Origin of the sequence: Pannonibacter phragmitetus (genome assembly GCF_050510895.1) — a bacterium.
Taxonomy (GTDB): domain Bacteria; phylum Pseudomonadota; class Alphaproteobacteria; order Rhizobiales; family Stappiaceae; genus Pannonibacter; species Pannonibacter phragmitetus_B.
Map to the genome: position 1 here is coordinate 42,983 of NZ_JBNINT010000002.1, position 22,432 is coordinate 65,414.

The 22,432-nt window shown below is 64.2% G+C and carries 22 protein-coding genes and 2 pseudogenes; 17 read left to right on the forward strand and 7 right to left on the reverse strand.

All coding sequences use genetic code 11. The features are described from left to right. Positions 1–674: 674 nt before the first annotated feature. From ACQB61_RS21455 to ACQB61_RS21465, 3 genes and pseudogenes are all read left to right on the forward strand, one after another. Positions 675–719 (forward strand): annotated as a pseudogene (locus ACQB61_RS21455) (hypothetical protein); the annotation flags it as partial. A gap of 100 nt (positions 720–819) precedes the next feature. Continuing rightward, positions 820–1,242 (forward strand): tannase/feruloyl esterase family alpha/beta hydrolase, encoded by a 423-nt coding sequence (locus ACQB61_RS21460; RefSeq protein ID WP_430514479.1) that lies wholly within the window; start codon positions 820–822, stop codon positions 1,240–1,242. A 35-nt stretch (positions 1,243–1,277) separates the two neighbouring features. Beyond that, a complete protein-coding gene (locus ACQB61_RS21465) occupies positions 1,278–2,141 on the forward strand; it encodes a tannase/feruloyl esterase family alpha/beta hydrolase (RefSeq protein WP_430514617.1) in 864 nt (287 codons plus the stop codon). 66 nt (positions 2,142–2,207) lie between these two features. Here the strand turns inward: ACQB61_RS21465 and ACQB61_RS21470 are convergent, their stop codons facing one another. Next, positions 2,208–3,053: an AraC family transcriptional regulator gene (locus ACQB61_RS21470; protein WP_430514480.1), complete on the reverse strand. Its 846-nt coding sequence runs from the start codon at positions 3,051–3,053 to the stop codon at positions 2,208–2,210. A 71-nt stretch (positions 3,054–3,124) separates the two neighbouring features. Between ACQB61_RS21470 and ACQB61_RS21475 the strand changes: the two genes are divergently transcribed. Both ACQB61_RS21475 and ACQB61_RS21480 read left to right on the forward strand, forming a co-directional pair. Beyond that, positions 3,125–4,024, forward strand: a complete 900-nt coding sequence (locus ACQB61_RS21475; protein WP_430514481.1) for an SLC13 family permease — start codon at positions 3,125–3,127, stop codon at positions 4,022–4,024. Beyond that, positions 4,024–4,551, forward strand: a complete 528-nt coding sequence (locus ACQB61_RS21480) for a hypothetical protein (protein ID WP_430514482.1) — start codon at positions 4,024–4,026, stop codon at positions 4,549–4,551. Before ACQB61_RS21475 ends, ACQB61_RS21480 begins: the two co-directional genes overlap by 1 nt. 13 nt (positions 4,552–4,564) lie before the next feature. On the opposite strand, the pseudogene chrA reads toward ACQB61_RS21480, so the two are convergent. Next, positions 4,565–5,726: pseudogene (gene chrA / locus ACQB61_RS21485) on the reverse strand (chromate efflux transporter). Positions 5,727–5,908: 182 nt separating this feature from the next. Continuing rightward, positions 5,909–6,286: a nuclear transport factor 2 family protein gene (locus ACQB61_RS21490; protein ID WP_430514483.1), complete on the reverse strand. Its 378-nt coding sequence runs from the start codon at positions 6,284–6,286 to the stop codon at positions 5,909–5,911. Positions 6,287–6,617: 331 nt separating this feature from the next. On the opposite strand from ACQB61_RS21490, the gene ACQB61_RS21495 reads away from it, so the two are divergent. From ACQB61_RS21495 to ACQB61_RS21515, 5 genes are all read left to right on the forward strand, one after another. Further along, the gene (locus ACQB61_RS21495; RefSeq protein ID WP_430514484.1) at positions 6,618–7,556 is read left to right on the forward strand and encodes a POTRA domain-containing protein; all 939 of its coding nucleotides are present in this window, start codon (positions 6,618–6,620) and stop codon (positions 7,554–7,556) included. Beyond that, the gene (locus ACQB61_RS21500; protein ID WP_430514485.1) at positions 7,514–8,407 is read left to right on the forward strand and encodes a ShlB/FhaC/HecB family hemolysin secretion/activation protein; all 894 of its coding nucleotides are present in this window, start codon (positions 7,514–7,516) and stop codon (positions 8,405–8,407) included. Before ACQB61_RS21495 ends, ACQB61_RS21500 begins: the two co-directional genes overlap by 43 nt. Before the next feature lie 235 nt (positions 8,408–8,642). Beyond that, positions 8,643–10,445 (forward strand): filamentous hemagglutinin N-terminal domain-containing protein, encoded by a 1,803-nt coding sequence (locus ACQB61_RS21505; protein ID WP_430514618.1) that lies wholly within the window; start codon positions 8,643–8,645, stop codon positions 10,443–10,445. Beyond that, positions 10,334–11,479 (forward strand): YDG domain-containing protein, encoded by a 1,146-nt coding sequence (locus tag ACQB61_RS21510; protein ID WP_430514486.1) that lies wholly within the window; start codon positions 10,334–10,336, stop codon positions 11,477–11,479. Before ACQB61_RS21505 ends, ACQB61_RS21510 begins: the two co-directional genes overlap by 112 nt. 74 nt (positions 11,480–11,553) lie before the next feature. Further along, positions 11,554–12,849: a YDG domain-containing protein gene (locus ACQB61_RS21515; protein WP_430514619.1), complete on the forward strand. Its 1,296-nt coding sequence runs from the start codon at positions 11,554–11,556 to the stop codon at positions 12,847–12,849. Between the two features lie 8 nt (positions 12,850–12,857). Here ACQB61_RS21515 and ACQB61_RS21520 read toward each other — a convergent pair whose 3' ends face one another. The 4 genes from ACQB61_RS21520 to ACQB61_RS21535 form a co-directional block, all read right to left on the reverse strand. Continuing rightward, the gene (locus ACQB61_RS21520; protein ID WP_430514487.1) at positions 12,858–13,616 is read right to left on the reverse strand and encodes an ABC transporter ATP-binding protein; all 759 of its coding nucleotides are present in this window, start codon (positions 13,614–13,616) and stop codon (positions 12,858–12,860) included. Then, complete coding sequence (locus ACQB61_RS21525; protein WP_430514488.1) at positions 13,613–14,599, reverse strand: iron chelate uptake ABC transporter family permease subunit; 987 nt, start codon at positions 14,597–14,599, stop codon at positions 13,613–13,615. Before ACQB61_RS21525 ends, ACQB61_RS21520 begins: the two co-directional genes overlap by 4 nt. Next, positions 14,589–15,551, reverse strand: a complete 963-nt coding sequence (locus tag ACQB61_RS21530) for an ABC transporter permease (protein ID WP_430514489.1) — start codon at positions 15,549–15,551, stop codon at positions 14,589–14,591. The genes ACQB61_RS21525 and ACQB61_RS21530 overlap by 11 nt, the downstream gene beginning before the upstream one ends. A 78-nt stretch (positions 15,552–15,629) precedes the next feature. Continuing rightward, on the reverse strand, positions 15,630–16,550 hold the full coding sequence (locus tag ACQB61_RS21535) for a siderophore ABC transporter substrate-binding protein (protein ID WP_430514620.1): 921 nt from the start codon (positions 16,548–16,550) through the stop codon (positions 15,630–15,632). Between the two features lie 227 nt (positions 16,551–16,777). On the opposite strand from ACQB61_RS21535, the gene ACQB61_RS21540 reads away from it, so the two are divergent. The 7 genes from ACQB61_RS21540 to ACQB61_RS21570 all read left to right on the forward strand — a co-directional run bounded on the left by ACQB61_RS21540 (position 16,778) and on the right by ACQB61_RS21570 (position 22,346). Beyond that, positions 16,778–17,176: a helix-turn-helix domain-containing protein gene (locus ACQB61_RS21540; protein ID WP_430514490.1), complete on the forward strand. Its 399-nt coding sequence runs from the start codon at positions 16,778–16,780 to the stop codon at positions 17,174–17,176. Beyond that, positions 17,173–18,297: a glycosyl transferase family protein gene (locus tag ACQB61_RS21545; protein WP_430514491.1), complete on the forward strand. Its 1,125-nt coding sequence runs from the start codon at positions 17,173–17,175 to the stop codon at positions 18,295–18,297. Before ACQB61_RS21540 ends, ACQB61_RS21545 begins: the two co-directional genes overlap by 4 nt. 132 nt (positions 18,298–18,429) lie before the next feature. Then, the gene (locus tag ACQB61_RS21550) at positions 18,430–18,693 is read left to right on the forward strand and encodes a DUF2218 domain-containing protein (RefSeq protein ID WP_430514492.1); all 264 of its coding nucleotides are present in this window, start codon (positions 18,430–18,432) and stop codon (positions 18,691–18,693) included. Positions 18,694–19,103: 410 nt separating this feature from the next. After that, entirely contained in the window at positions 19,104–21,296 is a 2,193-nt protein-coding gene (locus ACQB61_RS21555) for a methyl-accepting chemotaxis protein (RefSeq protein WP_430514493.1), read from the forward strand. Positions 21,297–21,443: 147 nt separating this feature from the next. Beyond that, on the forward strand, positions 21,444–21,698 hold the full coding sequence (locus ACQB61_RS21560) for a hypothetical protein (protein WP_430514494.1): 255 nt from the start codon (positions 21,444–21,446) through the stop codon (positions 21,696–21,698). 59 nt (positions 21,699–21,757) lie between these two features. Beyond that, positions 21,758–22,186: a VOC family protein gene (locus tag ACQB61_RS21565; RefSeq protein WP_430514495.1), complete on the forward strand. Its 429-nt coding sequence runs from the start codon at positions 21,758–21,760 to the stop codon at positions 22,184–22,186. Further along, positions 22,179–22,346, forward strand: coding sequence for a DUF4260 family protein (locus ACQB61_RS21570; protein WP_430514621.1), 168 nt, complete (start codon positions 22,179–22,181; stop codon positions 22,344–22,346). The genes ACQB61_RS21565 and ACQB61_RS21570 overlap by 8 nt, the downstream gene beginning before the upstream one ends. The last annotated feature ends 86 nt before the right edge of the window (positions 22,347–22,432 follow it).

A 22,432-nucleotide genomic window follows, 5' to 3' on the forward strand; every position in this document is an offset into this window, starting at 1 on the left:
CCTTACCCATCCGCAGGGCTACGGCATGTACACAGCGGGCGGGAAAACGCTACAGACTTAGCTCTGATGCCAGAAAAGATAAGCAGTCGAAGGGTTTGCCTCCTCTGACTGAGGCCTCTCGTTTCCCGTCCCCATTAAGGGGAGGGAAGCTGACACGCCGTGCCGTGAAGCCTTGACCGGAACGTCCCGCCCGGACTGCAACTCTATTTCGCGGGACGATAGATTTTTCAGCAAAACCGCTTCCAAAGCCTGCGAAACATTTGGGCTATCAGCCACTTATTGCGCCTTGACGGTTGATGGGTTCGCGCCCTCATTATTGCATGTACACAAATGATATTTGCCGTTCCAGCAGGTACAAGGCCCACAAGCGGCCGGCCTGAACAAACGCCGCCAGAGGCGAACAGCAATGAAGTTTCACCAGCCAGCAGAAAGGTTACACAATGCAAGATGCCATTGCGACTTGGAGATATTGCGGCTCCATGACGGTGCTTGCCGCGCTTCTACTGTCAACAGGCATAACCCGGGCAGAGGAAGCCTCACCCGCTTTCATCGAAGCTTGCCGTGCAGTCAATCAGACCGGCGTGCCGGAGGGACAGGTTACCCAGGCCCAGTTCAACCGCGAAGAAGCTGTGGGCGGCACCAAGGTTCCGGCCCATTGCCTGATCCGTGGCGTCATGCGTGAAAGAAAGGGCAAAGACGGGCGGTCCTATGCGCTCAATTTCGAACTGAGACTTCCAGTAAGCTGGAACCAGCGGTTCTTCTTCAACGGCGGCGGCGGGGTTGACGGGCGCCTCCCGCCGGCAACCGGCAGCTACAGCTTTGGCGGCCACGCCACCACCCCTGCAGGATGGCTATGCAGTTGTGACCCACGATGGCGGCCATGTCGCGGACTACACCAATCTGCAGAGCAACACGGCCTTCCTGTTTGGCGGCGAACATCAGGCACGGCTGATGTACGGCCACGAGCACATTCCGCTCGTTGCAGCCGCAGCACGGCAGCTCATCTCCGCCGTCTACAGCGAAGAGCCCAAGTTTTCCTACTTTGTTGGCTGCTCGAATGGCGGCCGTCAGGCACTGATGGCGGCCCAGCGTTATCCTGACCTGTTCGACGGGATCATCGCCAACGCTCCTGGCTTCCGGCTTGCCCAGGCCTCGATCGACGGCGGCATCTTCCGAACCCAGCTCGCCGCATCCGTTGCCCCCGGCTGGAAGACGGCACCCCGGACTGGGAGAACACGCTGACCCCAGAAGAGGAAGGCATCGTCAAGTCCCGCATCCTGGCCACCTGCGACGCCCTGGACGGTGCCGAAGACGGCATGGTGAGCAACTGGCAGCAATGCAACCCCGATCCGATGGACTGGGTCTGCACCGGCAGCTCCACGGACTGTCTCAGCCCCGAAAAGGCCTCCTATGTCAAAACCTTCATGGAAGGGGCAAAAACATCGGACGGCAAGCAGGTCTACTCGCGGTGGCACTATGACCCGGGAATGGTTGGCGAGATGGGCTCCCCCTCGCCACGTGCCCGCTGGATCTTTGCCGGCGAGTCCTCGCATGTCTACACCACGCCGCCAACCATCACATCCGGCATTGCAGGCTATGCGCTTGAGGCCGATCTCGATGAGGAATTCGCAAAGCTTTTCGCCACAACGGCCGAATTTCCTGTCAGCGGCGCGGAATTCACCAACGCAGAAAGCCCGGATCTCGATGCATTCAAGGCAGCAGGATCAAAGCTTTTCATCATGAACGGGACAGCAGACTGGGCTTTCTCCTTCCATGACGTTGTGGCCTACCGCGATGCTGTGGCGGAGCGTTACGGCGAGGCGGAAACAGACGCCTTCATGAAAGTCTTCGCCGTTCCGGGCATGGATCATTGCCGTGGCGGAGCCTACGGAACGGATCGCATGGACTTCATGACCCCGCTGGTGGAATGGGTCGAGAAGGGGGTCGAGACAACCGAGGTCATGTCGGAAGCCCGCGCCGAGGCAAAGGTTTCATGGCCTGGCCGGACCCGCCCCATCTGCGCCTATCCCAGGCAAGCCTTCTACAAGGGGAGGGCGATATTGAGGATGGGGCGAACTTCGTCTGCCGCTAGAGCCCTTCCTGCAAGACCGGGAACCGGCCTTGCCGCCGGACTCTTCTGAGAACAACCGGTTTGCCTGCCCCCGTTCGCAAGGGCAGGCGGGCCGGCCTTCACCTTCTCCGGCCCCTTACCCGCCGCCCGGCTGGTCCGCCGCGGGCGTGCCCCTTGCCAGAAAACTCTGGGGCGGGGTACCGAAGTAGCTGCGGAAGGCGGCGGAGAAGGCGCTGGCGCTGCCATAGCCCAGCCGGTGGGCGATTTCCGTGCTGCTGTGGCCGCGGTTGAGCAGTTCCAGCGCCGAAAGCAGCCGCAAGCGGCTGCGCCATTGCCGGAAGGTGAGCCCCGTTTCCCCATGGAACAGGCGCTCCAGCGTGCGGATGCTGGCTCCGGCCATGGCGCCAAGCTCTGCCAGAGACCGGCCGTCTCCCGGATTGGCCACCAGATGCCGCGTCACACGCAGCAGGCGCGGATCATGGCCGCCGGGCAGATGCAGCGGGGCTTCGGCAAGTGCTGCGATTTCTTCCAGCGCGAGAGCATGGAGATGCCGGTGATGACTGGAGGCGCCAGCCTCCGGCCCGCCCATGCTGCACAGCCGCAGGATGATTTCCCGCATCAGCCCCGTCATCAGCCGCACGCTGCAGGCGGAGCCCGAAAGGGCAGGGCGCCCCTCAAGTGCGCTGGGGTCCACATAGAGATTGCGGATCTCCACATCCGTTTCTGAAACCGTGTGATGCGGCACACCGCCGGGAATCCAGACCGCATGGGACGGCGGCACGATCCACACTCCGTCCGCGCTGAACACACGCAGCACGCCGCGCACGGCCCACAGAAGCTGGCTGCGGGGGTGGCTGTGCGGGGCGACGGCCCAGCCGGGCGCCAGCCTCTCGCTGCGGGCCAGAACCGGCCGCTCCGGATCAATCACGAAGGCCGTGGGGGAGGGGGCGGCATTTGGCGTGTCAGCGACATCAATTGGCATGATGATGGTCTAACGCATTTCAGCCACAGAAGCTAGTTTGGCCTCCCCGCATCAGACCAGGATGTTCTGCCGTGACCAGCCCCATTCCCTTGCGCAAGGCGCTCGCCTTTGGCCTTATCGCCGTTTCGCTGCTGATTGCCGTGTTCCCGCCAGCCCCCTTGAGCCCGGTTCAGGGGCAGACGCTGGCCATCATTCTTGTAACTCTGGGGTTCTGGGCAACAGGCCTCGTGCCCAACTATCTGGCGGCGCTGATTTTCTTCGCTTCGGCACTGATCTTGAAACTCGCCCCCGCGCCTCTGGTGTTTTCCGGCTTTTCCTCGGCGGCCATCTGGCTGATCGTCTCCGGCTTCGTCATCGGCAGTGCCATCAGCCTGTCCGGGCTGGGCGACAAGCTGGCGGCCAGTCTCGCGCCGATGCTGACCGGCAGCTATCTGCGCCTCATCGGCGGGCTGATGCTGATTGCCATGATCCTCGGCTTCCTGATGCCGTCCTCCGTCGGCCGCGCCGTGGCGCTGATACCCGCAGGCATGGCACTGGCTGCCCGCTGCGGCTTTGAGCCGGGCTCCAATGGGCGCATCGGCATTGCGGTGGTGCTGGCCATCGGCTGCAACATGCCAAGCTTTGCCATTCTGCCGTCCAACATTCCCAACATGGTGCTGTCCGGTGCCGCCGAGACCATTTACGGCACCCATTTCAGCTATGTCGATTATCTGCTGCTGCACTATCCGGTGCTGGGCATCGTCAAGTCAGCGCTGATCGTGTTTCTGGTGCTGAAGTTCTTTCCGGCACGGATCAGCCGCGCCCCCGGCCAGATGCCCGATGCCGCCCCGCAGAAGCCGGAAGCCGAAGATGCCGCCACCGCACGGCTGAAAACCGCGCTCATTCTCATGGTCACCCTGGGCTTCTGGGCAACGGACAGCCTGCATGGCATCAATCCGGCCTGGATCGGCCTGGCGGCAGCCATCCTTTGATGCTGCCGGGCATCGGCATCGTGCCGCCACAGACCTTCAAGACCTCCGCCGATTTCGGCACGCTGCTGTTTGTGGCCGGTGCGCTGGCGGTGGGCACGCTGGTCAATCAGTCCGGCCTTGGCACGCTCATCGGGCAGGGGCTTCAGGCGGTTCTGCCGCTGGCCCCGGTGGAAACGGGCGCGCAGACGTCGGTACAGGGCCTCGTCAACTTCATGTCGCTGACGCTGATGAGCTTCGGCACCAGCCTCGTCGCCACCGTCCCCAGCGCTCCGGCGGTGCTGACGCCCATGGCGCAGGAGCTTGCCACAGCCTCCGGCTTCAGCCTCGATGCGGTGCTGATGACGCAGGTGCCCGGCTTCTCCACCGTGCTGATGCCCTATCAGGTGGCACCGCTGATCATCGCCATGCAGATGTCGGGCGAGCGGCTGACCCATCTCTCACGGCTGCTGCTGCCACTGACCGCCATCACCCTGCTGCTGCTCCTGCCGCTCGACTATCTCTGGTGGCGGCTGCTGGGCTGGGTGTAACACCAGATCAAGATCACCCCGCCAGAACCGCCAGCACCGCGCCGCCCGTCGCGGCCAGCACAACGGCGGCGAAGGGCGGGGCCTTGAAGGCCACGAGCAGCACGAAACAGGCCAGCGCCAGGGTGAAATCCGGCAGGCCCCCGATGGCGCTGGTGAAAACGGGCGTATAGAGCGCGGCGCCCAGAATGCCCACCACGGCGGCATTGGCCCCCTGCATCAGCGATTGCGCCGGGGCGAGGGTGCGGAACCGGTCCCAGAAGGGCAGGGCACCTACCAGCAGCAGGAAACCGGGCAGGAACACGAAGACAAGCGCCAGCGCTGCCCCGGCAAGGCCATTGGGCGCAGGCCCCAACACCGCGCCGAGATAGGCGGCAAAGGTGAAAAGCGGCCCCGGCATCGCCTGCACAGCGCCATAACCGGCGAGGAAAGCGTCCGGCGTCACCCAGCCGGGCTGCACCACTTCGGCTTCCAGCAGCGGCAGCACCACATGGCCGCCGCCGAAGACCAGCGCCCCGGCGCGGTAGAAACTGTCCATCACCGCAAGGCTCTGGCTCTGCCCCGCCAGCAGCGGCAGCAGCACCAGGAGCGCGGCAAAGACGGCCAGCGCAGCAAGGGCCACGCCCCGCGTCACGGGCAGGGGGCAGGCGGGGCAGCCGCCGCCCCTTGTCCGCGGCCCAGCACCAGACCGGCACTGGCCCCGAGCAGGATCGCCGCAACCATGCCAAAAGCGCCGGGAAAAGGGCGAGCATGGCGACAGCGCCAACGGCGATGGCCGCGCGCTCCTTGTCCGGGCAGAGGTTTTTCGCCATGCCCCAGACCGCCTGCGCCACGATGGCAACGGCGACAATCTTCAGCCCGTGCAGCGCGCCGGTGCCCAAGGGCCCGGAGATGCGTGCCGCCGTCATGGCAAAGAGGAAGAGCACCAGCGCCGAGGGCAGGGTGAAGGCGGAGAAGGCAGCAAAAGCCCCCAGCCACCCGGCCCGCATCATCCCCAGCGCAAACCCCACCTGACTGGAGGCAGGCCCCGGCAGAAACTGGCACAGCGCCACAAGATCCGCATAGGCCCGGTCCGTCAGCCAGCCGCGCCGCGTCACCAGCTCATCGCGGAAATAGCCAAGATGCGCAATCGGCCCGCCGAAGGACGTGAGCCCCAGCTTCAGAAAGGCCCCGAACACCTCTCCAGCCGTCCCCCCGGCCTTGCAGCCTCTTGCGTTCCCTCTCCGCTGCTCATCCCCGCCGGTGTCTCCTCAAGCGTGTCAGGTGCCCAATAACCGTAGCCGTGTGACGGCTGCGTGACGAGGGGGCTCATAGTGGCAAAGTTGGAAAGAGCCGCAACAGCGGCGGCAGGCGCCATTCCTCAGCTTTGATCCACGATGCTGATGATCTTTCCGTCTTCGACGCGGAAGGCGGATGCGCCTGAGAAGGCGAGCTTCTGGCCGGCCTTCCACCCGTTCGGCAGGTCGGTCGCCACAACCGCCGTGTAGTCGATCTCGGCCAGTGTGGTGCCCGCCACGGTGATCGCGTTCACGACCTTCTGGTGCCGGGTCTCGAATGCGGAAGCGCCGAACCTCGCCATCTGCGCAAAACTTTGCTTGTCCGATGCCTCAGCCGTCACCACACCGCCGGAGATGTTCTGAAAGACCACATTCTCGGCGAGGCACATCAGCATCCCGTCAACGTCCTTGCGGTTATAGGCATCAATATAGGTTTCGATCGGATCAGGCAGACGTCCCATCAATCGCGCTCCGGCAAGATTCACAGCCTCGATCATCTACCATAGCCGCTTGACGGTTTCACGGCGTTCCGAAAGCCCCCGGCAAGGCACTCGTCAGGGCGCTATCGCAGCTATGCGTATTTATCGCGTAATCTATCTTATGGAACTTTCATTTCTGTATTGAACGAACCGGTGCGCATGCGGTGTTCCGCATTTTAGTCCCCGGAAACACCGGAATTTTGCGGATACATGCAAAATTTGGACATGCAAGCCATGGGTGTTTCAGGCATGTTCGGTGAACAGGCGTCAGACATGGTCTGGCTGCACGGTCCGGGACGGGGATCTTCTGCTTGTGACGATTTGGGGAACACTGACGGAACGGCGCGCCGGGCGGCGGGGTGTGGCGCAGCCCTTGGCTGCGGCAGCGCTGGTGGCTGCGCTGTGCGGCGCGGGCCTGCCTGCTGCCGCGCAGGATGCGGGCAGTCTTTTGCGGGAGCAGCAAAGGCGGCTCGACATGCAGCGGACCCTGCCGGGAATGGATGCAGGGGAAGCGGCGCAGAGCCAGCAAGGGCGGCCGGCCGCCGCTTCGGATGAAGGGCAGACCATCACCATCACTGGCCTGCGCTTTACGGGCCGGGCGGATCTGCTGCCTGCATCATCGCAGGCTTCCATCATTGCGGCCGGGAAAGGCAAGCGGCTTGGCATTGGCGGCATTCAGGCGCTGGCCAGCCAGACGACGGCGGCATTGCAGGCGCAAGGCCATCTTCTCGCCCGCGCCATCCTGCCGCCGCAGGACATCACCGAAGGGGTGATCACCATCGAGATCCTGCAAGGCCGGCTGGAAGAGGCCAGCTTTGAACGGGCGGAAGACATGCGGGCGTCCGAAGCGCGGCTGCGCGCCATTCTGGAGCAGGAAACGGCGGGGGATGATCTGACACAGGCGCAGCTGGAAAGCGCCCTGCTGCGCATGAATGCGCATCCCGGCGTCACCGCAAGGGCGCGGCTGATGCCCGGCACGGCCCCCGGCACCACACGGCTTGTGATCGATACAACGCAAGACCCGCTGCTCTCCGGCAGCCTGTCCGCCGACAATTTCGGCTCCTGGTCCACGGGGCGGCTACAGGGCACCGGCACGGCCTTGCTCACGGATGCAACCGGTTACGGCGACCTCAGCCGGGTCACGCTGTCGGGCTCGGAAGGCCAGCGCTTCGGGTCGCTGTCCGCTAGTGTGCCGCTCTGGGTGCCGCTTTGGGCGTCCCCTTCACGCTCAGCGCCAGCTATGGCCACCTGACCTATCGCAACGTGGATGACACGGGCCGCCTGCTGGGCCTGAAGGGCAAGGCGGATTTTGCCGGGGCCACGCTGGATTATGCGCTTGTCACCACCCGCAGGCTTTCCGTTTCCACCTCGGCCGGGGTGAACTGGAAGTCACTGGTGGATGACAGCCGCGCCGGGCGGCTTTCGGACAAGCAGTCCGTCTCTGGCACCTTCGGTGTCTCGGGCGAAGCACGGGACGGGTTTCTGGGCGGCGGCCTGACGGCTCTTTCGCTGAGCTGGACCACCGGCACGCTGGATCTCTCCGGCGAGCCTTCGGCGCAGGCGGCAGACAGGGCGGGCCTGCGCACCGCCGGGGCCTTCAACAAGGTCAATGCCAGTGCGGCGCGGGTGCAGAAGCTGCAAGGGGCCTTCTCGCTCTTTGCCCGCGGCTATGGCCAGCTGGCCGATGGCAATCTGGACTCGTCCGAGGAATTTGCGCTCGGCGGGCCCTATGCGGTGCGCGCCTATCCGGTGGGTGAAGGGCGCGGCGACATGGGCGTGCTGGGCAGCGTGGAGCTGCGCTACGACCTGCCGGTGAATGCCAGATATGGCAACGTGCAACTGGCCGCCTTTGCCGATGCCGGACAGGTTGTGGTGAACCGCTTCGAGCGCGGCATACCGCTCGTCAATGCCTGCGCCTGCAACAGCTATGGCCTTGGCGGCGCGGGGCTTTATGCCCGCTGGACGCGCGAGAACCTGAATGTTTCCGCCACCTGGGCCCATGCCATCGGGGATAACCCCGGCCGCAGCCCGGCAGACGGCAGCAACACGGACGGAAAGTCCCTGAACAATCAATTCTGGCTGACCGGGGCCATCCGCTTCTGAGGCGGTTGACCCCTTCTCACGCCAGTGCGGCAAAAGAAGTTTCCGGGCACGAGGCATGCTCCCGAAACCCCGGCATGAGGACTGGTGCCATGCAGCTTTCCCGGCAGTTTTCCCGTAACAACGTCTCTCCGGCTGGCTCCCGTTCCACGCGTCGGCGTCATCTGACCCCGCTGCTGTCCACCTGCGCGCTTGGCGCCGGACTGATCCTGCCCCCTCCCTGCTGCAGGCGCAGGAGCTGCCCACCGGCGGCACCATCGCGGCAGGGACGGGCAGCATCGGCACCTCGGGCAGCACCATGACGGTGACCCAGACCAGTAATCAGCTCATCACCAACTGGAACAGCTTTTCCATTGGCAGCGGCGCCACGGTCAATTTCGTGCAGCCGGGCGCCTCGTCCATGGCGCTCAACCGCGTCACCGGGCAAGACCCGTCGCAGATCCTCGGCAATCTCAATGCCAATGGTCAGGTGTTCCTGATCAACCCCAATGGCATCGCCATCGGCGCCAGCGGGCGGGTGCAGACCGGGGCCTTCGTCGCCTCCACGCTTGGCATCACCGACAGCAAATTTCTGGCTCATGACTTCAATTTCACCGGCAGCGGTGGCTCCGTCACCAATGCGGGCGAAGTGTCCGGCGCAGTTGTTGCCCTCATCGCCCCCACCGTGCGCAACAGCGGCACCATCACGGGCGACACGGCCCTTGCCGCCGGAACGGACGTGCTGCTGGATTTTGACGGCGACGGCCTGATCTCGGTGGAGGTGAAAGCCTCCACCATGGAGGCGCTGGCGGAAAACAGCGGCCTGATCAAGGCGGATGGCGGCAGCGCCATTCTCACCGCCAGGGGCGCCTCGGAGGCGAAAAAGGGCATCGTCAACAACACCGGCACGGTGGAGGCCAAGGCCATCGGCTCGCGCAATGGCCGCATCCTGCTGCTGGGCGGTGATGAAACCCATGCCAGCGGCGCGCTGAAAGCCAAATTCGTCGAGACTTCAGCGAAGAAGGTGAAGCTGGACAAGACGCTGAAGGTCGAGACGGACGGCGGCGACTGGCTGATCGACCCCACGGACATCAACATCGACGTGAACATGGCGACCGCCATCGAGGCGGGGCTTGCCAGCGGCAATGTGGAAATCTCGACCGCCGCCGCAGGAGGGGACGCGGGCGATATCACCGTGTCCTCAGGCATCAACTGGGCCGCCAATGTCCTCACCCTCAGGGCCGACCGGAACATTGCCATCAATGCCGTGCTCAACGGCACGTCCACGGCGGGGCTGGCGCTGCATTATGGTCAGGGCGCGGTGGCGGCAGGCAACACGGCCACCTACACCGTCAGCGCCCCCGTCAACCTTGCTTCCACTGGCAGCTTTGCCACGAAGCTGGGCAGCGACGGCACGGTCAACAGCTACACGATCCTCACCAGCCTCGGCGCCGAAGGCAGCACCACGGGCACGGACCTGCAGGGCATCAACGGCAACCTTGCCGGGCGCTATGTGCTCGGCAGCGATATTGACGCCTCGGCCACCTCCGGCTGGAACGGCGGCGCAGGCTTCGCCCAGCTGGGCGATTTCACCACCGGCTTCACGGGCACCTTTGAGGGGCTGGGGCATACGGTCTCCAACCTTCATATCAACCGGCCCTCAACTCAGGCCATCGGCCTGTTCGGGCTGACATCAGCCGCCAGCCTGAGCAATTTCGGCGTGGCGGGCTCCGTTACCGGCAGCTCTTCCGTTGGCGGTGCCGTAGGCTGGGCGGCGAACTCCACGCTCTCCGGCCTCTGGTCTTCCGCCACCGTGGCCAGCAGCACGGGCGCGACGGGCGGACTGGTGGGCACCATGTTCCAGACCACCCTCACCCGATCCTTCGCCAGCGGAGACGTCAGCGGCGGCGCCGTTGTTGGCGGGGAACGCTCGGGGCCTTCGGCGGGCTTGTGGGCTTCCTCAACAGCGGCACCATCAGCCAGTCCTATGCCACCGGCAATGCCTCCACAGTCAGGTTTCAGGTGGGCGGGCTGGTGGGGTCGGTCAGCAGCAATGGCGTGATCATCAACTCCTATGCCTCCGGCAACGTCTCGGGAACAGACGGAGGCGCGCTCGTGGGCAACAACGGCGGCACGATCAGCTACAGCTACGCCACTGGCACCGTTTCCGGAAACCAGGGCCTGTTTGGCGGCAATAGCAGCAGCAACGTGTCCAACGTGTTTTACAACGCCGACACGGCAGGCACGGAGCCCTCTTTCGCCAGCCGGGGCAAGACGGCCGCCGAGCTTCTCGATCCCTTCCTCTACATCGAGGACGGCTGGGACTTTGCCGGCATTTGGGGCTCGCCCAAGGCTGGCGGTGTGCCGCAGCTGCGGGCGCTTTCCAGCCAGGCGCTCTACGACAATTACATCAAGGTGTCCGGCACCCTCTCCCGCAGTTATGGCGACACGGGCAACTTTCAGGGCAACCTGAACACAAGCATCACCGGCGCGTCCATTTCCGTTGATGTGGGCAGCGCCATCACCGGCACGACGAATGCGGGAACCTACGCCTGGTCAGAGCCCAACATGGTTTCCCTTGGCCTGCCCGGCGGCCTGACAATGGCCGACGTCTACCTCGCCTTCGGCACGGGCGGCGTCACGGTCACGCCCCGGGCCGTCAGCCTCACCGGCTCGCGGGCCTACAATGGCAGCAGCAGCTTCTCGGCCGCAAATATCGTTCTGGGGAACCTCGCCAATGGCGAAACGTTGACCCTCGGCGGCGCAGCCACGCTCGCCAGCAAGAACGCGGATCAGTATTCCACCTCTGACACCAGCGGGCTCAGCCTCGGCAACGGCACGGGCCTTGCCTCCAACTACACATTCACGGGCGGCACCCAGTCGCTTGAGGTCACACGGGCGGTGATCACAGCCGTCGGCGGCCTTGCCGTGGACAGCAAGGTCTATGACCGCACCACGGCGGCAACGCTGGACACCTCGGGCGCTGTTCTCTCCGGCATGATCAACGGAGATGATCTTGTGTTCAACGGCTCTGCCGCCTTCCTCACCGCCTCGGCCGGAACGGGCAAGACGGTCGAAGTCACGCTCTCGCCCTGACCGGCACGGACGCTGCCAACTATGAGTATGACGCCAGCATCGGCAACACGATCCTGCTGACAGCCGCCGCGGATATCTCGCAGAAGGCCCTCACCGCCTCCGGGCTCACCGGCCTGACCCGGACTTATGACGGCACCACGAATGTCACCCTCGACCAGAGCCTTGCGAGCCTCAACGGGGTGATCCTGGGCGATGACGTGAGCCTTGCCACCGCCCTTGGCGCCTATACGGACAAGAACGCGGGCACCGGCAAGATCATCAACATCACGGGCCTGACCCTCAGCGGCGCGGAGGCGGGCAACTACAGCGTCAGCGTCACGCCCGGCACGGTCACGGGCGATGTGGACAAGGCCGTCATCTCCGCCGTCAGCGGGCTCTCTGCGCGGAGCAAGGTCTATGACGGAGGCGCTGCGGCAACGCTGGATGCCAGCAATGCGGTGCTGACGGGCTTCATCAGCGGCGACACGCTCACCCTCACGGGCTCCGCCGCCTTCCTTGACCCATCGGCGGGCACGAACAAGGTCATCTCGGTCGCTGGTCTGGCGCTGGCCGGTGCAGACGCAGGCAATTACGAGCTGGCAAGTGCACTGGGGAACAGTTTCAACGTTTCGACGAGTGCCGCCATCACGCCGAAGGCGCTCATCCTCACCGGCGTTTCCGGCATCACGCGCAGCTATGACGGAACCACGGCGGTGACGCTGGATCTGACCGGCGCGCAGCTGAACGGCACCATTCTTGGCGATGACGTGTCATTCGCCACCGCCCAAGGCATCTATGCAGACAAGAACGCGGGCACCGGCAAGGCGATCAGCCTGTCCAGCTATCTGCTTACAGGCCTTGCGGCTGGAAACTACACGCTGACCATCACCCCCGGCACAGTCACAGGCACAGTGGAACGGGCTGTCATTTCCAGCATTGGCGGCATTGTTGCACGCAACAAGACGGCAGATGGCACGGTGACGGCCACACTCGACACCTCCGGCGCCCTGTTCAACGGCATGATCAGCGGCGACATGCTAAGTGTGGCAGCGGCAACCGGCGCTTTCGCCGATGCAGGGCCGGGCACGGGCAAGACGGTGCTGATCAGCGGCCTCAGCCTCGGCGGGGCGGATGCCCTGAACTACACCCTCGCCAGCACCACAGCCACAGCGCTGGCAGACATCGCACCCCGGCCCTCAACGCCGCCAACGCAAATCCCCGGCACTCCGGGACAGCCGGGCGCCGTGCCGCGTGTGGCCAGCAGCTGGACGCTGTTCGGCGGGCTCTCCTCCCCGTCTGATCAGACCGGCTTCCTCAGTTTCGCCCTCCTCGGCAGCAATCCGCAGGCCTTGGGCGGCCCGGATCTGATCGAGGATGAGAGGGGTGAATAACCCCGCCCTCACCGGAAGTAGACGGCAATCCGGCTGCCGTTGATCTCCTGCACGTCAAAGGGGCAGCCGAAGATGGCGGTGAGGACTTCGGGGCGGATGATGTCGGACGGGGTGCCCTGAAGCGCGGCGCGGCCATTCTGCATGACGACAATATGGTCGGAGTAGCAGGAGGCGAAGTTGATATCGTGGAGCACCACCACCGCCGTCTTGCCGAAATCATCCGCCGCCTGCCGCAAGAGCTTCATCATGGAAACGGAATGGCTGATATCGAGGTTGTTCAGCGGCTCGTCAAACAGCATGTAGCCGGTGTCCTGCGCCAGCACCATGGCAACGAAGGCCCGCTGGCGCTGGCCGCCGGAAAGTTCATCCAGAAAGCGGTCGCGGAGGTCCGTGAGGCCGAGATAGGCGAGCGCCTTGTCCACCTCGGCCCTGTCCTCAGCCGTCAGCCGCCCCTTGGAATAGGGGTAGCGCCCGAAGGAGACGAGATCGGTGACGGTGAGCCGCGCCGTCATCTGGTTGTCCTGCCGCAGCATGGACAGGCGCCGCGCCAGCACGTCGCCCGAGGTGTTCGCCACATCAAGCCCATCGACCAGCACACTGCCCCGATCCATCGTGGTCAGCCGGGCAATCATGGACAGCAGCGTCGATTTGCCCGCCCCATTGGGACCGATAATGGAGGTGAGCCCGCCCTTCGGCAGGTCGAGGGTGACCCCGTCCACCACCAGCGTGGTGCCATAGCTCTTGCTGACCTGGTCAATCCGGATCACCGCCGCGCTCCCTTGAGCAGAAAGAAGATGAAGAACAGCCCGCCGGCAAATTCGATGACGATGGCGAGCGCTGTGCTGAAATCGAGCAGCCGCTCCAGCACCGTCTGGCCCGCCACAAGGCAGATGATGGCGATAAGCACCGCCGCAGGCAGCACATGCCGGTGGCGGCCGGAGGGCATCACCAGATAGGCAAGGTTCGCCGTCAACAGGCCGAAGAAGGTGACGGGGCCGACCAGCGCCGTGGAGACCGAGACGAGCACGGTGATGATCATCAGCACCTGACGCGTCACGCGGGCGTGGTCCACCCCCAGCATGATGGCGCTGTCCCGCCCCAGCGCCATCACATCGAAGGTGTGGCCCAGACGCCAGGCGGCAAGGCTGGCCCCGGCAATGAGCAGTGCCGAGACGCCCAGCAGCGTGCCATCGACCAAATTGAAGCTGGCAAAGAACCGGTCCTGCAGCACGACAAACTCGTTCGGGTCAATCACCCGCTGCAGGAAACCTGCAAGGCTGCGGAACAGGGCGCCGAGCAGGATGCCGACCAGCATCATCAGATGCAGGCCCTTGATCGCCCCGGAGAACAGGAGCTGGAACAGGATCAGCGAGAAGCCCGCCATGATGGCGACCTCGCCCACGAACATCAGGCGCGGGTCGAGGCCCGTGACGAAAGCCGAGCCGAGGGTGAAGACCAGCACCGTTTGCAGCAGAACATAAAGCGCATCGAAGCCCATGATCGAAGGCGTCAGGATGCGGTTGTTGGTCAGCGTCTGAAACAGCACCGTGGACACGGACACCGCATAGGCCACCAGCACAAGCCCGGCAAGCTTCTGCCCCCGGAAGGGCAGGACGAAGGACCATCCGGCCTTGACGCCGAGCGTCATGAAGGCGGTGGCGGCGGCCAGCGTCAGAAGGCCCAGCAGCAGAAGCACGCCGGAAGGTGTCAGCCGTCTTTGGCCGGTCAGATACAGGCACTCAAGCCGCATGGGAGCGCCTCCGCAGCAGCAGGAACAGGAAGAACAGGCTGCCCACCACGCCCAGCACGGAACCGGCCGGGATCTCGAAGGGCGCATTCACCGTGCGGCCGATCAGATCGCACAGCAGCACCAGCAGCGCGCCAGTGACGGCGATCAGCGGCAGGGTGCGGCGCAGCCGGTCACCCAGAGCCATGGCCACGAGATTGGGCACGATCAGCCCAACGAAAGGCACCACGCCCGCCGTGACCACCACCGCAGCGGTGACCATGGCGACGATGAAGAGCCCCAGCAGCAGCACCTGCCGGTAATTGAGGCCGAGGCTGACGGCGAAATCCTCACCCATTCCGGCAAGGGTGAAGCGGTCGGCGGCCACATAGGCGGCGAGGGTGAGCGCAAGGCTGAGCCAGAGCACCTCGTAACGGCCCCGCAGCACGGCGGAAAAATCGCCGCTGGTCCAGGCGCCTAGGGATTGCAGCAGGTCGAACCGGTAGGCGAGGAAGGCGGTAACGGCGCTGATCACCCCGCCCAGCATCAGCCCCACCAGCGGCACCATCAGCGCTGAGCGCAGGGGGATGCGCTCCAGAATGGCGATGAAGAGGAAGGTGCCCGCCAGCGCGAAACCGCCGGAGACGAGCATCTTGGCCATGACCGGCAGGTCCGGCGCGAAGAACAGCACCAGCAGCATGCCCAGCGAGGCCGATTCCACCGTGCCTGCGGTGGAGGGCTCGACGAAGCGGTTGCGCGCCAGCATCTGCATCAAGGTTCCGGCCACGGCCATGCCTGCGCCTGCCAGAATGAGGGCGATGGTGCGCGGAATGCGGCTTTCGGCAAGCAGCATCAAGGCCCGCTCATCGCCCGTGCCGCAGACCACGCTCCAGAAGGAGACGGGGCTGGCACCGGTGAACAGGCTGGCTATCGCAAGACCGAGGGTCAGGAGAGAGGCTGGCAGCAGGAACTTCAAGTCAGGGCCCTGAAAGGATTGCGGCGGCTGCGCCCCGGAGGAGACGCAGCCGCCTGACACACGGACAGTCAGAGGAAATTACTTGCCGCTGAAGGCCGCGTTCAGCTGGTCTACCGTATCCTGCATGGCGGTGATGCCACCGCCAATCAGATACCAGTTGGCCGCATTCAGGTAGACCACCTGTTCCTTCTGCCAGGCCGTGGTCTGGCGGACGATTTCGTTGTCGAGAAGCTGGCGGGCAGCATCGCCTTCCCGGCCGATGGCCGCATCCCGGTCCAGCACGAACAGCCAGTCCGGATTGCGCTCCAGGACATATTCAAAGGATGCCGGCTGGCCGTGCAGGCCGATCTTGATGTTGTCATCCGCCTGCGCCAGCCCGTACTCGCCGAAGATCACGCCAAAGCGCGAGCCCTTGCCATAGGTGGCCATCTTGCCGCCGGTGGTCAGCACGAACAGGCCCTTGCCTGCGCCAGCGGTCTTGCCCTTCAGCTCCTCGACGGAGGCCTTGTATTTCGCGGTCAGCTCATCTGCCTTGTCTGTCTTGCCGAAGAGGCTCGCCAGCGTCTTGACGTTGTTCAGGGCGGAACCGGTGAAGTCGTTGAAGTCCACCGACAGGTCGATGGTGGGTGCGATCTTCGCCAGATCCTCATACTTGGCAGCAGAGCGGCCACCGACGATGATCAGATCCGGCTGCGCGGCGGCAACGGCTTCAAAGTCCGGCTCGAAGAGGGAGCCGATCTTCTGGTACTTGCCGTCTGCATATTTCGCCAGCTGCCCCGGCTTGTTGCCGCCCGGCACCCCGGCCACTTCAACGTCAAGCGCCGTCAGCGTGTCGAGTGAGGCGAGGTCATAGACGAACACCTTGGCCGGGACCGCAGGCAGCGTCAGCTCGCCTTTGGCATGAGTGACCTTGACCTCAGCAGCGGCAGAGCCCGTCAGCGCGGCGGACAGAACCAGAGCACTCGCAAGGCCCGCAGCCAGGCGCTTCATCGAGAACATATGCGTCATTTCCTGAACCTCGTAGCGGCAGCGCTCACGCCACTGTGACGGCGGCAGCGCCTTGCCTGAACAACATAAGTTGAGTTTCTAAATCCACTTATGTAGACACTGCTGCCAAGGGTCAACGCGCATCATTTTGAGCAATTCCAATTTGCGAAAAACGCAAAAGCCACCCTTTTGAGACCGGCATACAGGCAGAAGGCAGCACACAGGTGGACATTGGCCGGATGAAATTGCTGATCGCGCTGGATGCGCTGCTGCGCGAAGGCAGCGTGTCGGCGGCGGCAGCCAGCATGGGATTGCAGGTTTCGGCCATGAGCCGGATGCTGGCGCAGCTGCGCGAGTTCTACGGCGATCCGCTGCTGGAGCGCACCGGCCAGGGCATGCGCCCGACGCCCTTCGCCGAGGCCTTGCGGCTGGAGGTGCGCGGGCTGGCCAATGATGCCGAAGTGCTGCTGGCCCGCACGCCGGAAAGCGCAAGCCCCTGCCCTGGGGCAGCCACCATGGCCCCGGCTCCAACTCCGCCCGTGCGCTGCCGCAGCAACATGCTCCCCATCAGGCAACTCCGCTGGCGCCGGGTTCCAGCGCGGCAGACCGGCTGGCTGGCGAACCCTCGCCGCAGATGATTGCCGAGCGGATGGCGCTGATCGATCATGCATCGGCCCCCAGCCAGCGGCTGGCAAAATACATCGCCAGCATTGCCGCCGGTCCGGGCCGCACCCGGCCGCTGACGCAGGAGGAAGCGCGCGATGCCCTCGGCATCGTGCTGCGGGCCGAAGCCGACCCGTTCCAGACCGGCGCCCTGCTGGCCACCATGCAGTTCCGGGGCATGACGGCGGTGGAACTGGCCGGCTTTGCGCAAGCGGTGCAGCTTCATGCGGCAGACAGCACCACGGGGGAGACGGCAACGGCGGCGGATCTCAACTGGCCGGCCTATCTCTCGCCCCGGCTGCGCACCGTGCCGTGGTTTCTCCACGCCGCCCGTCTGGTGGCCATGGCCGGGCACAAGGTGCTTGTGCACGGCTTCGGCAGCAACATCGCCTCGGGCGTCCTGCTGCAACAGACAGCACAAGCTGGCGCCATTCCCGTGGCAGACAGTCTGAAAGATGCTAGTCACGCTATGGCGCGGGAGGGCATCGCCTATCTGCCCGTCACCGCCTATTGCCCGCAGCTGGCGGGCCTGCTCGCCCTTTATCCGGCCTTTGAAATGCGCAACCCCATGCATTCCGTCGTGCATCTGCTCAATCCGGGCGGTGCCCCCGCGGCGATGCTCGGCGCGGCGCAGACGTCGGACCGCGAGCTGTTCCGCACGGCCGCTGGCCTCACCGGCTGTCTGGATGCGGCCGTTACCGGTGCCAACCGCGACTTTGCGCAGGTCACACCGGACCGGCCAACGCCCGTGTTCCGGCTGATCAACGGCGCAGAAACCCGCTTTACGCTGCCCTCGGCGCCTGCCAGCCGGATGCGGATCCCCGCCGCATTCACCCAGATGGAATACTGGCTGGCCGTGTGGACGGGCGCGGCGCGCGATGAACTGGCGGAAGCGGCCATCGTCAAGACCGCCGCCCTCGCCCTGATGACCTTGCGCCAGGTGCCAGACGAGGATTTCTCCGCCTGTCTGGAGGATGCCGCCACCCTCTGGCGCACACGCCCGCGCCAATTCCGCCCTGCTGGTTCCGCCCCGTTTGGTTCCACAGGAACCGGTTCGCCGCCAGCTATAGACCCAGCGTCATCTGTCCGATGCTGAGCTGGCTGCGAGGCAGCGAAATGTATCCCGAAACCACCCAGAAGATTGCCGCTGCCATCAATGCAGCCGCCCTTGCCACGGAGCAAAGCTGATGACGACTGAAAACACCCCCTGTCCACCCGCCGCTGCGTGGTGGAAACCGAAAAGGCAAGCCGCTACCTGCAGCAGCTCTGCAAGCATTTCCAGCACAAGATCCCGGCCGAATTCGACGCGGAACAAGGCAAGATCACCTTTCCGATGGGTGTGTGCACGCTGAAGGCCGAAGGCACACGCCTGACAATGGACGTGACAGCCGCAGACACCGCCGCGCTCGACCGGCTGGAGGATGTGGTCGGCAGCCACTTCGTCCGCTTTGCCTTCCGCGAGCCGCAGGAACTGACCTGGCAGGCGGTGTGAGCGACAGAGAGCCGCAGGTTCGAGGCCGGGTTCTCAGGCATGCACCTGTTTGAACCCGGCACGAACGGATCGCCGCCCGTGCCAATGTGCGGCGGGCAGCCCTTGCCAGGAACAGTATGCGCGGGCTCCGCGAGGGCGTCAGTCATTTTCCTCTGAAAGCCCCCGCACCCTCGACGGTTGCCAAGCCTCCAAAACACCTCCGAAAACGGGAAATATTCGCGCCTAAACTTCAACAAAAACGCATATCAACTCGAAAATCGTATAAGCATTTCCACTATTATCATAATGTATATACCGCAGAACTACGAAATACCTCCGTTTGAGTATGCGACTTAATACCCTGTTAATTGCGCATTTTCATAAGTTTCTCCTACGTCATTTAAAGCAAGTGCTGACGGATCGGAGCAATTATGAAGATTCATTCCTTGAAGACCCGGATAGTGGTTCTGTCGACAGCCTGCCTGTTGGCTGCGACCGGTGTACTTGTCGGGGCAAATTTATATTCGAGCAAGATGAGCAATGCGGAAACCGCTGCCCGGATCGACAGCCTTCTGAATGAGAGCTCCCGGCATGGCCTGTTGCAGGTGGCCGGCTCCAAGGCGGAAGTTATCCGCAGTGAGGTCACGTCCGCCTTCATGGCCGCCCGCGGCATGGCAAAATCCATCGAGGTGCTGGCCGCAGCAGGGCCGGATGCCACCGCGCCGGAGAAACGCCGCGCTCAGCTCAACGGCATTCTTCTGTCCGTTCTGAAAGACAATGAACTCTTCAACGGCACCTATTCGGCCATTGAGCCGAATGCGCTGGACGGCGCCGATGCGCAATACTCCGGCAATGCTGCCATGGGCTCCGACAAGACCGGCCGGGCCCTGCCCTACTGGACCCGCGATGCGGCGGGCAAGATCGACGTTCAGCCGCTGGTCGAATATGACAGCGCGGACAAGCACGCCAACGGCCTGGTGAAGGGCGGCTGGTACCTCGGCCCGCAGAAGACCGGGCAGGAAAGCGTTCTCGCCCCGCTGCCCTATATCGTGCAGGGCAAGTCCGTCTTCCTGGCCACCATGTCGGTGCCCATCACCGTGGATGGCAAGTTCATCGGCGTCGCCGGGGCCGATTTTGATCTCGCTTTCGTGCAGAAACTGGCCGAGACGGTCAATCAGGCCACCTATGACGGCAAGGGCAGCGTCACCATTGTGACGGAGGCAGGCCTGATCGTTGCCTCCAGCGAAAAACCGGGTGCCATCGGCTCTTCAGTCAGCAGCCTTGGCGCCACCTGGACGGAGAACCTTGGCAAGATGACCAGCGGCACGGCCATGGTCGACTATGACGCGGCCACCGAGCAGATGAAGGTCTATTCACCCATCGCCCTGGGCCGCACCGGGGCAAACTGGGCCATCGTCCTGTCGCTGCCGCAGGCCGTGGTGATGGCGGAGGCGACCGCCCTCAGCCAGTCCATGGCCGACCGCGTTGCTTCTGACACCTGGACAGGCATTCTTGTGGGGCTTGCCGTTGCCCTTGCCGGCATTACTGCCATGTGGCTTGTCGCCCGCAGCATTTCCAATCCCATCCAGAAGCTGACGGGCGCCTTGCAGAGCATGGCCCGCGGCACGGTACTGGCCGAGATCGAAGGCGCCACCCGCCGCGACGAAATCGGCGATATCGCCCGCGCCGTCGACGAGATCCGCGAACAGGCCGCCATTGCTGCCGAAGAAAAGATGCGTCAGGAAGAGGCCGAGCGCGAGACAAGAGAGGCCGCACGGCGCCAGATGATGCAGCGGCTGGCTCAGGACTTCGAGCAGAAGATGGGCGGTCTCGTCACGCAGGTTGGCAATGCCGCCGGAGAACTCGCCTCCTCGGCCAGCGGCATGGCCGACCAGGCCAAGGAATCCGCCCGGCAGGCCGACAGCGCCAAGGCCGCGACCAGCTCCTCCAGCGAAAGCGTGCAGGTGGTTGCCGCCGCAGCGGAAGAACTGTTCACCTCCATCCGTGAAATCAGCGGCCTCATCCAGCGCTCCGGCGAAGTGGTGAGCGAGGCAGACCGCCATGCCGGGGCCACCCATGGCATCGTCAACTCCCTGTCGGAGACGGCGGGGCGCATCGGGTCGATCATCGACATCATCCGCGACATCGCCAACCAGACCAACCTTCTGGCCCTCAACGCCACCATCGAAGCCGCCCGTGCAGGAGAGGCCGGAAAGGGCTTTGCCGTGGTGGCCAGCGAAGTGAAGGCCCTCGCAAACCAGACATCGCAGGCGACAGACGAAATCGGCGGCCAGATCGAGGCCATGCGCCTTGCCACAGGCAACGCCGTTGAGGCCATCAGCTCGATCCGCCAGGTGGTCGGTGACATCCGCGAGGCCGTCACCTCCGTGGCCGGTGCGGTGGAGCAGCAGAGCTCTGCTACCAGCGAAATCTCCCGTTCGGCCCAGACGACCGCACAGGGCACCATGTCCGCAGGCGAAAGCGTCGGCAGCGTTCAGGTCAGCATCGCCCGCACGGATGAAGCCGCCCACCGGGTGCTGACGCTGACGCATCAGCTCAACGGTAACACCGAAGACCTGCGCAACGGCGTCGCAGCCTTCCTCGCCGAGCTGGACGCCGCCTGATCCGGCCGCAGCATTTCATCCCTCCCCCTTGTGGGGAGGGATAAGAACGGGCGTTCTTTTGCCGCAGCACCCCTCTCCCCTCAAGGCGGGAGAGGAGTTGAAGCCCGACTGGCCATCCGATGTAGACACGCCCCCTGCACAGGCGTGATGATGCAGTTCATTGACAAGACAGGCCGCGCAGTGGATCAGGGTGTCATCACCCGCAAGCACAAGCCGCTGATGGGCATGAAATCGGTGGAGCTGAGCGCGGAGACCCTTGGCAGCTTCGATGCGGTGATCATTGCCACAGACCACGACTGTATCGACTATCAGGCCCTCGTCAGCGCCAGCAAGCTTGTCATCGACACCCGCAACGCCACCAAGGCCGTGACGGAGCACCGGGAGAAAATCGTCAAGGCATGAGGCCCCAGAGGTACTTCTTCCAGTGCTGACGCGGGCCGCATTGGATCTGGAGAAAGACCATGGAAGCAAATCAACTGCATCGCGGCCGGCTGATTGACCACATCCAGCTCGTCGTGCGTGACCTGAAAGCCAGCCAGAGCTTCTATGAAGCCGTCCTTGCCGTTCTGGAGGTCCCCATCGTGACCACAGACGAGGGATATTTCTGGGCGGATGAGCTGGTTGTCAGCGCCGCAGACAGCCCCGCCGCCCTTGGTGTCCTCACAGGGCGGCATCATCTTGCGTTTCAAGCCAGGGACCGCATGATGGTGGACGCATTTTACAAGGCTGCCCTGGCGAATGGCGGGCGCGACAACGGCGCACCCGGTGAAAGAACATACCACCCTGGCTATTACGCTGCCTTTGTGCTTGATCCCGATGGCAACAATATTGAAGCCGTCTATCACGGCGAAGCAAGGCGCAGCACGCCATCTGTCGTGATCGATTTCTGATACCGGCTTCGGCAGGACTGACCCGGATCGTCCGCTTTTAACCGGGCCGGGAGCGCTCTGGCTGGCTCATTGCGGCTTCAGAGGCCTGCTGGACCATGGTTTGAAGTCTTCCGAAAGGTTCTCTTTCACACATTTCGGCCGGTTCGGAAAACCGAAATAGCCGGATCTGCGAATGACCGCCCCGAGCCAGAACCAGCCCCTGCCAGACCTGGAAGGCACGGGAATCTGCCTCACCACAAAGGCCGT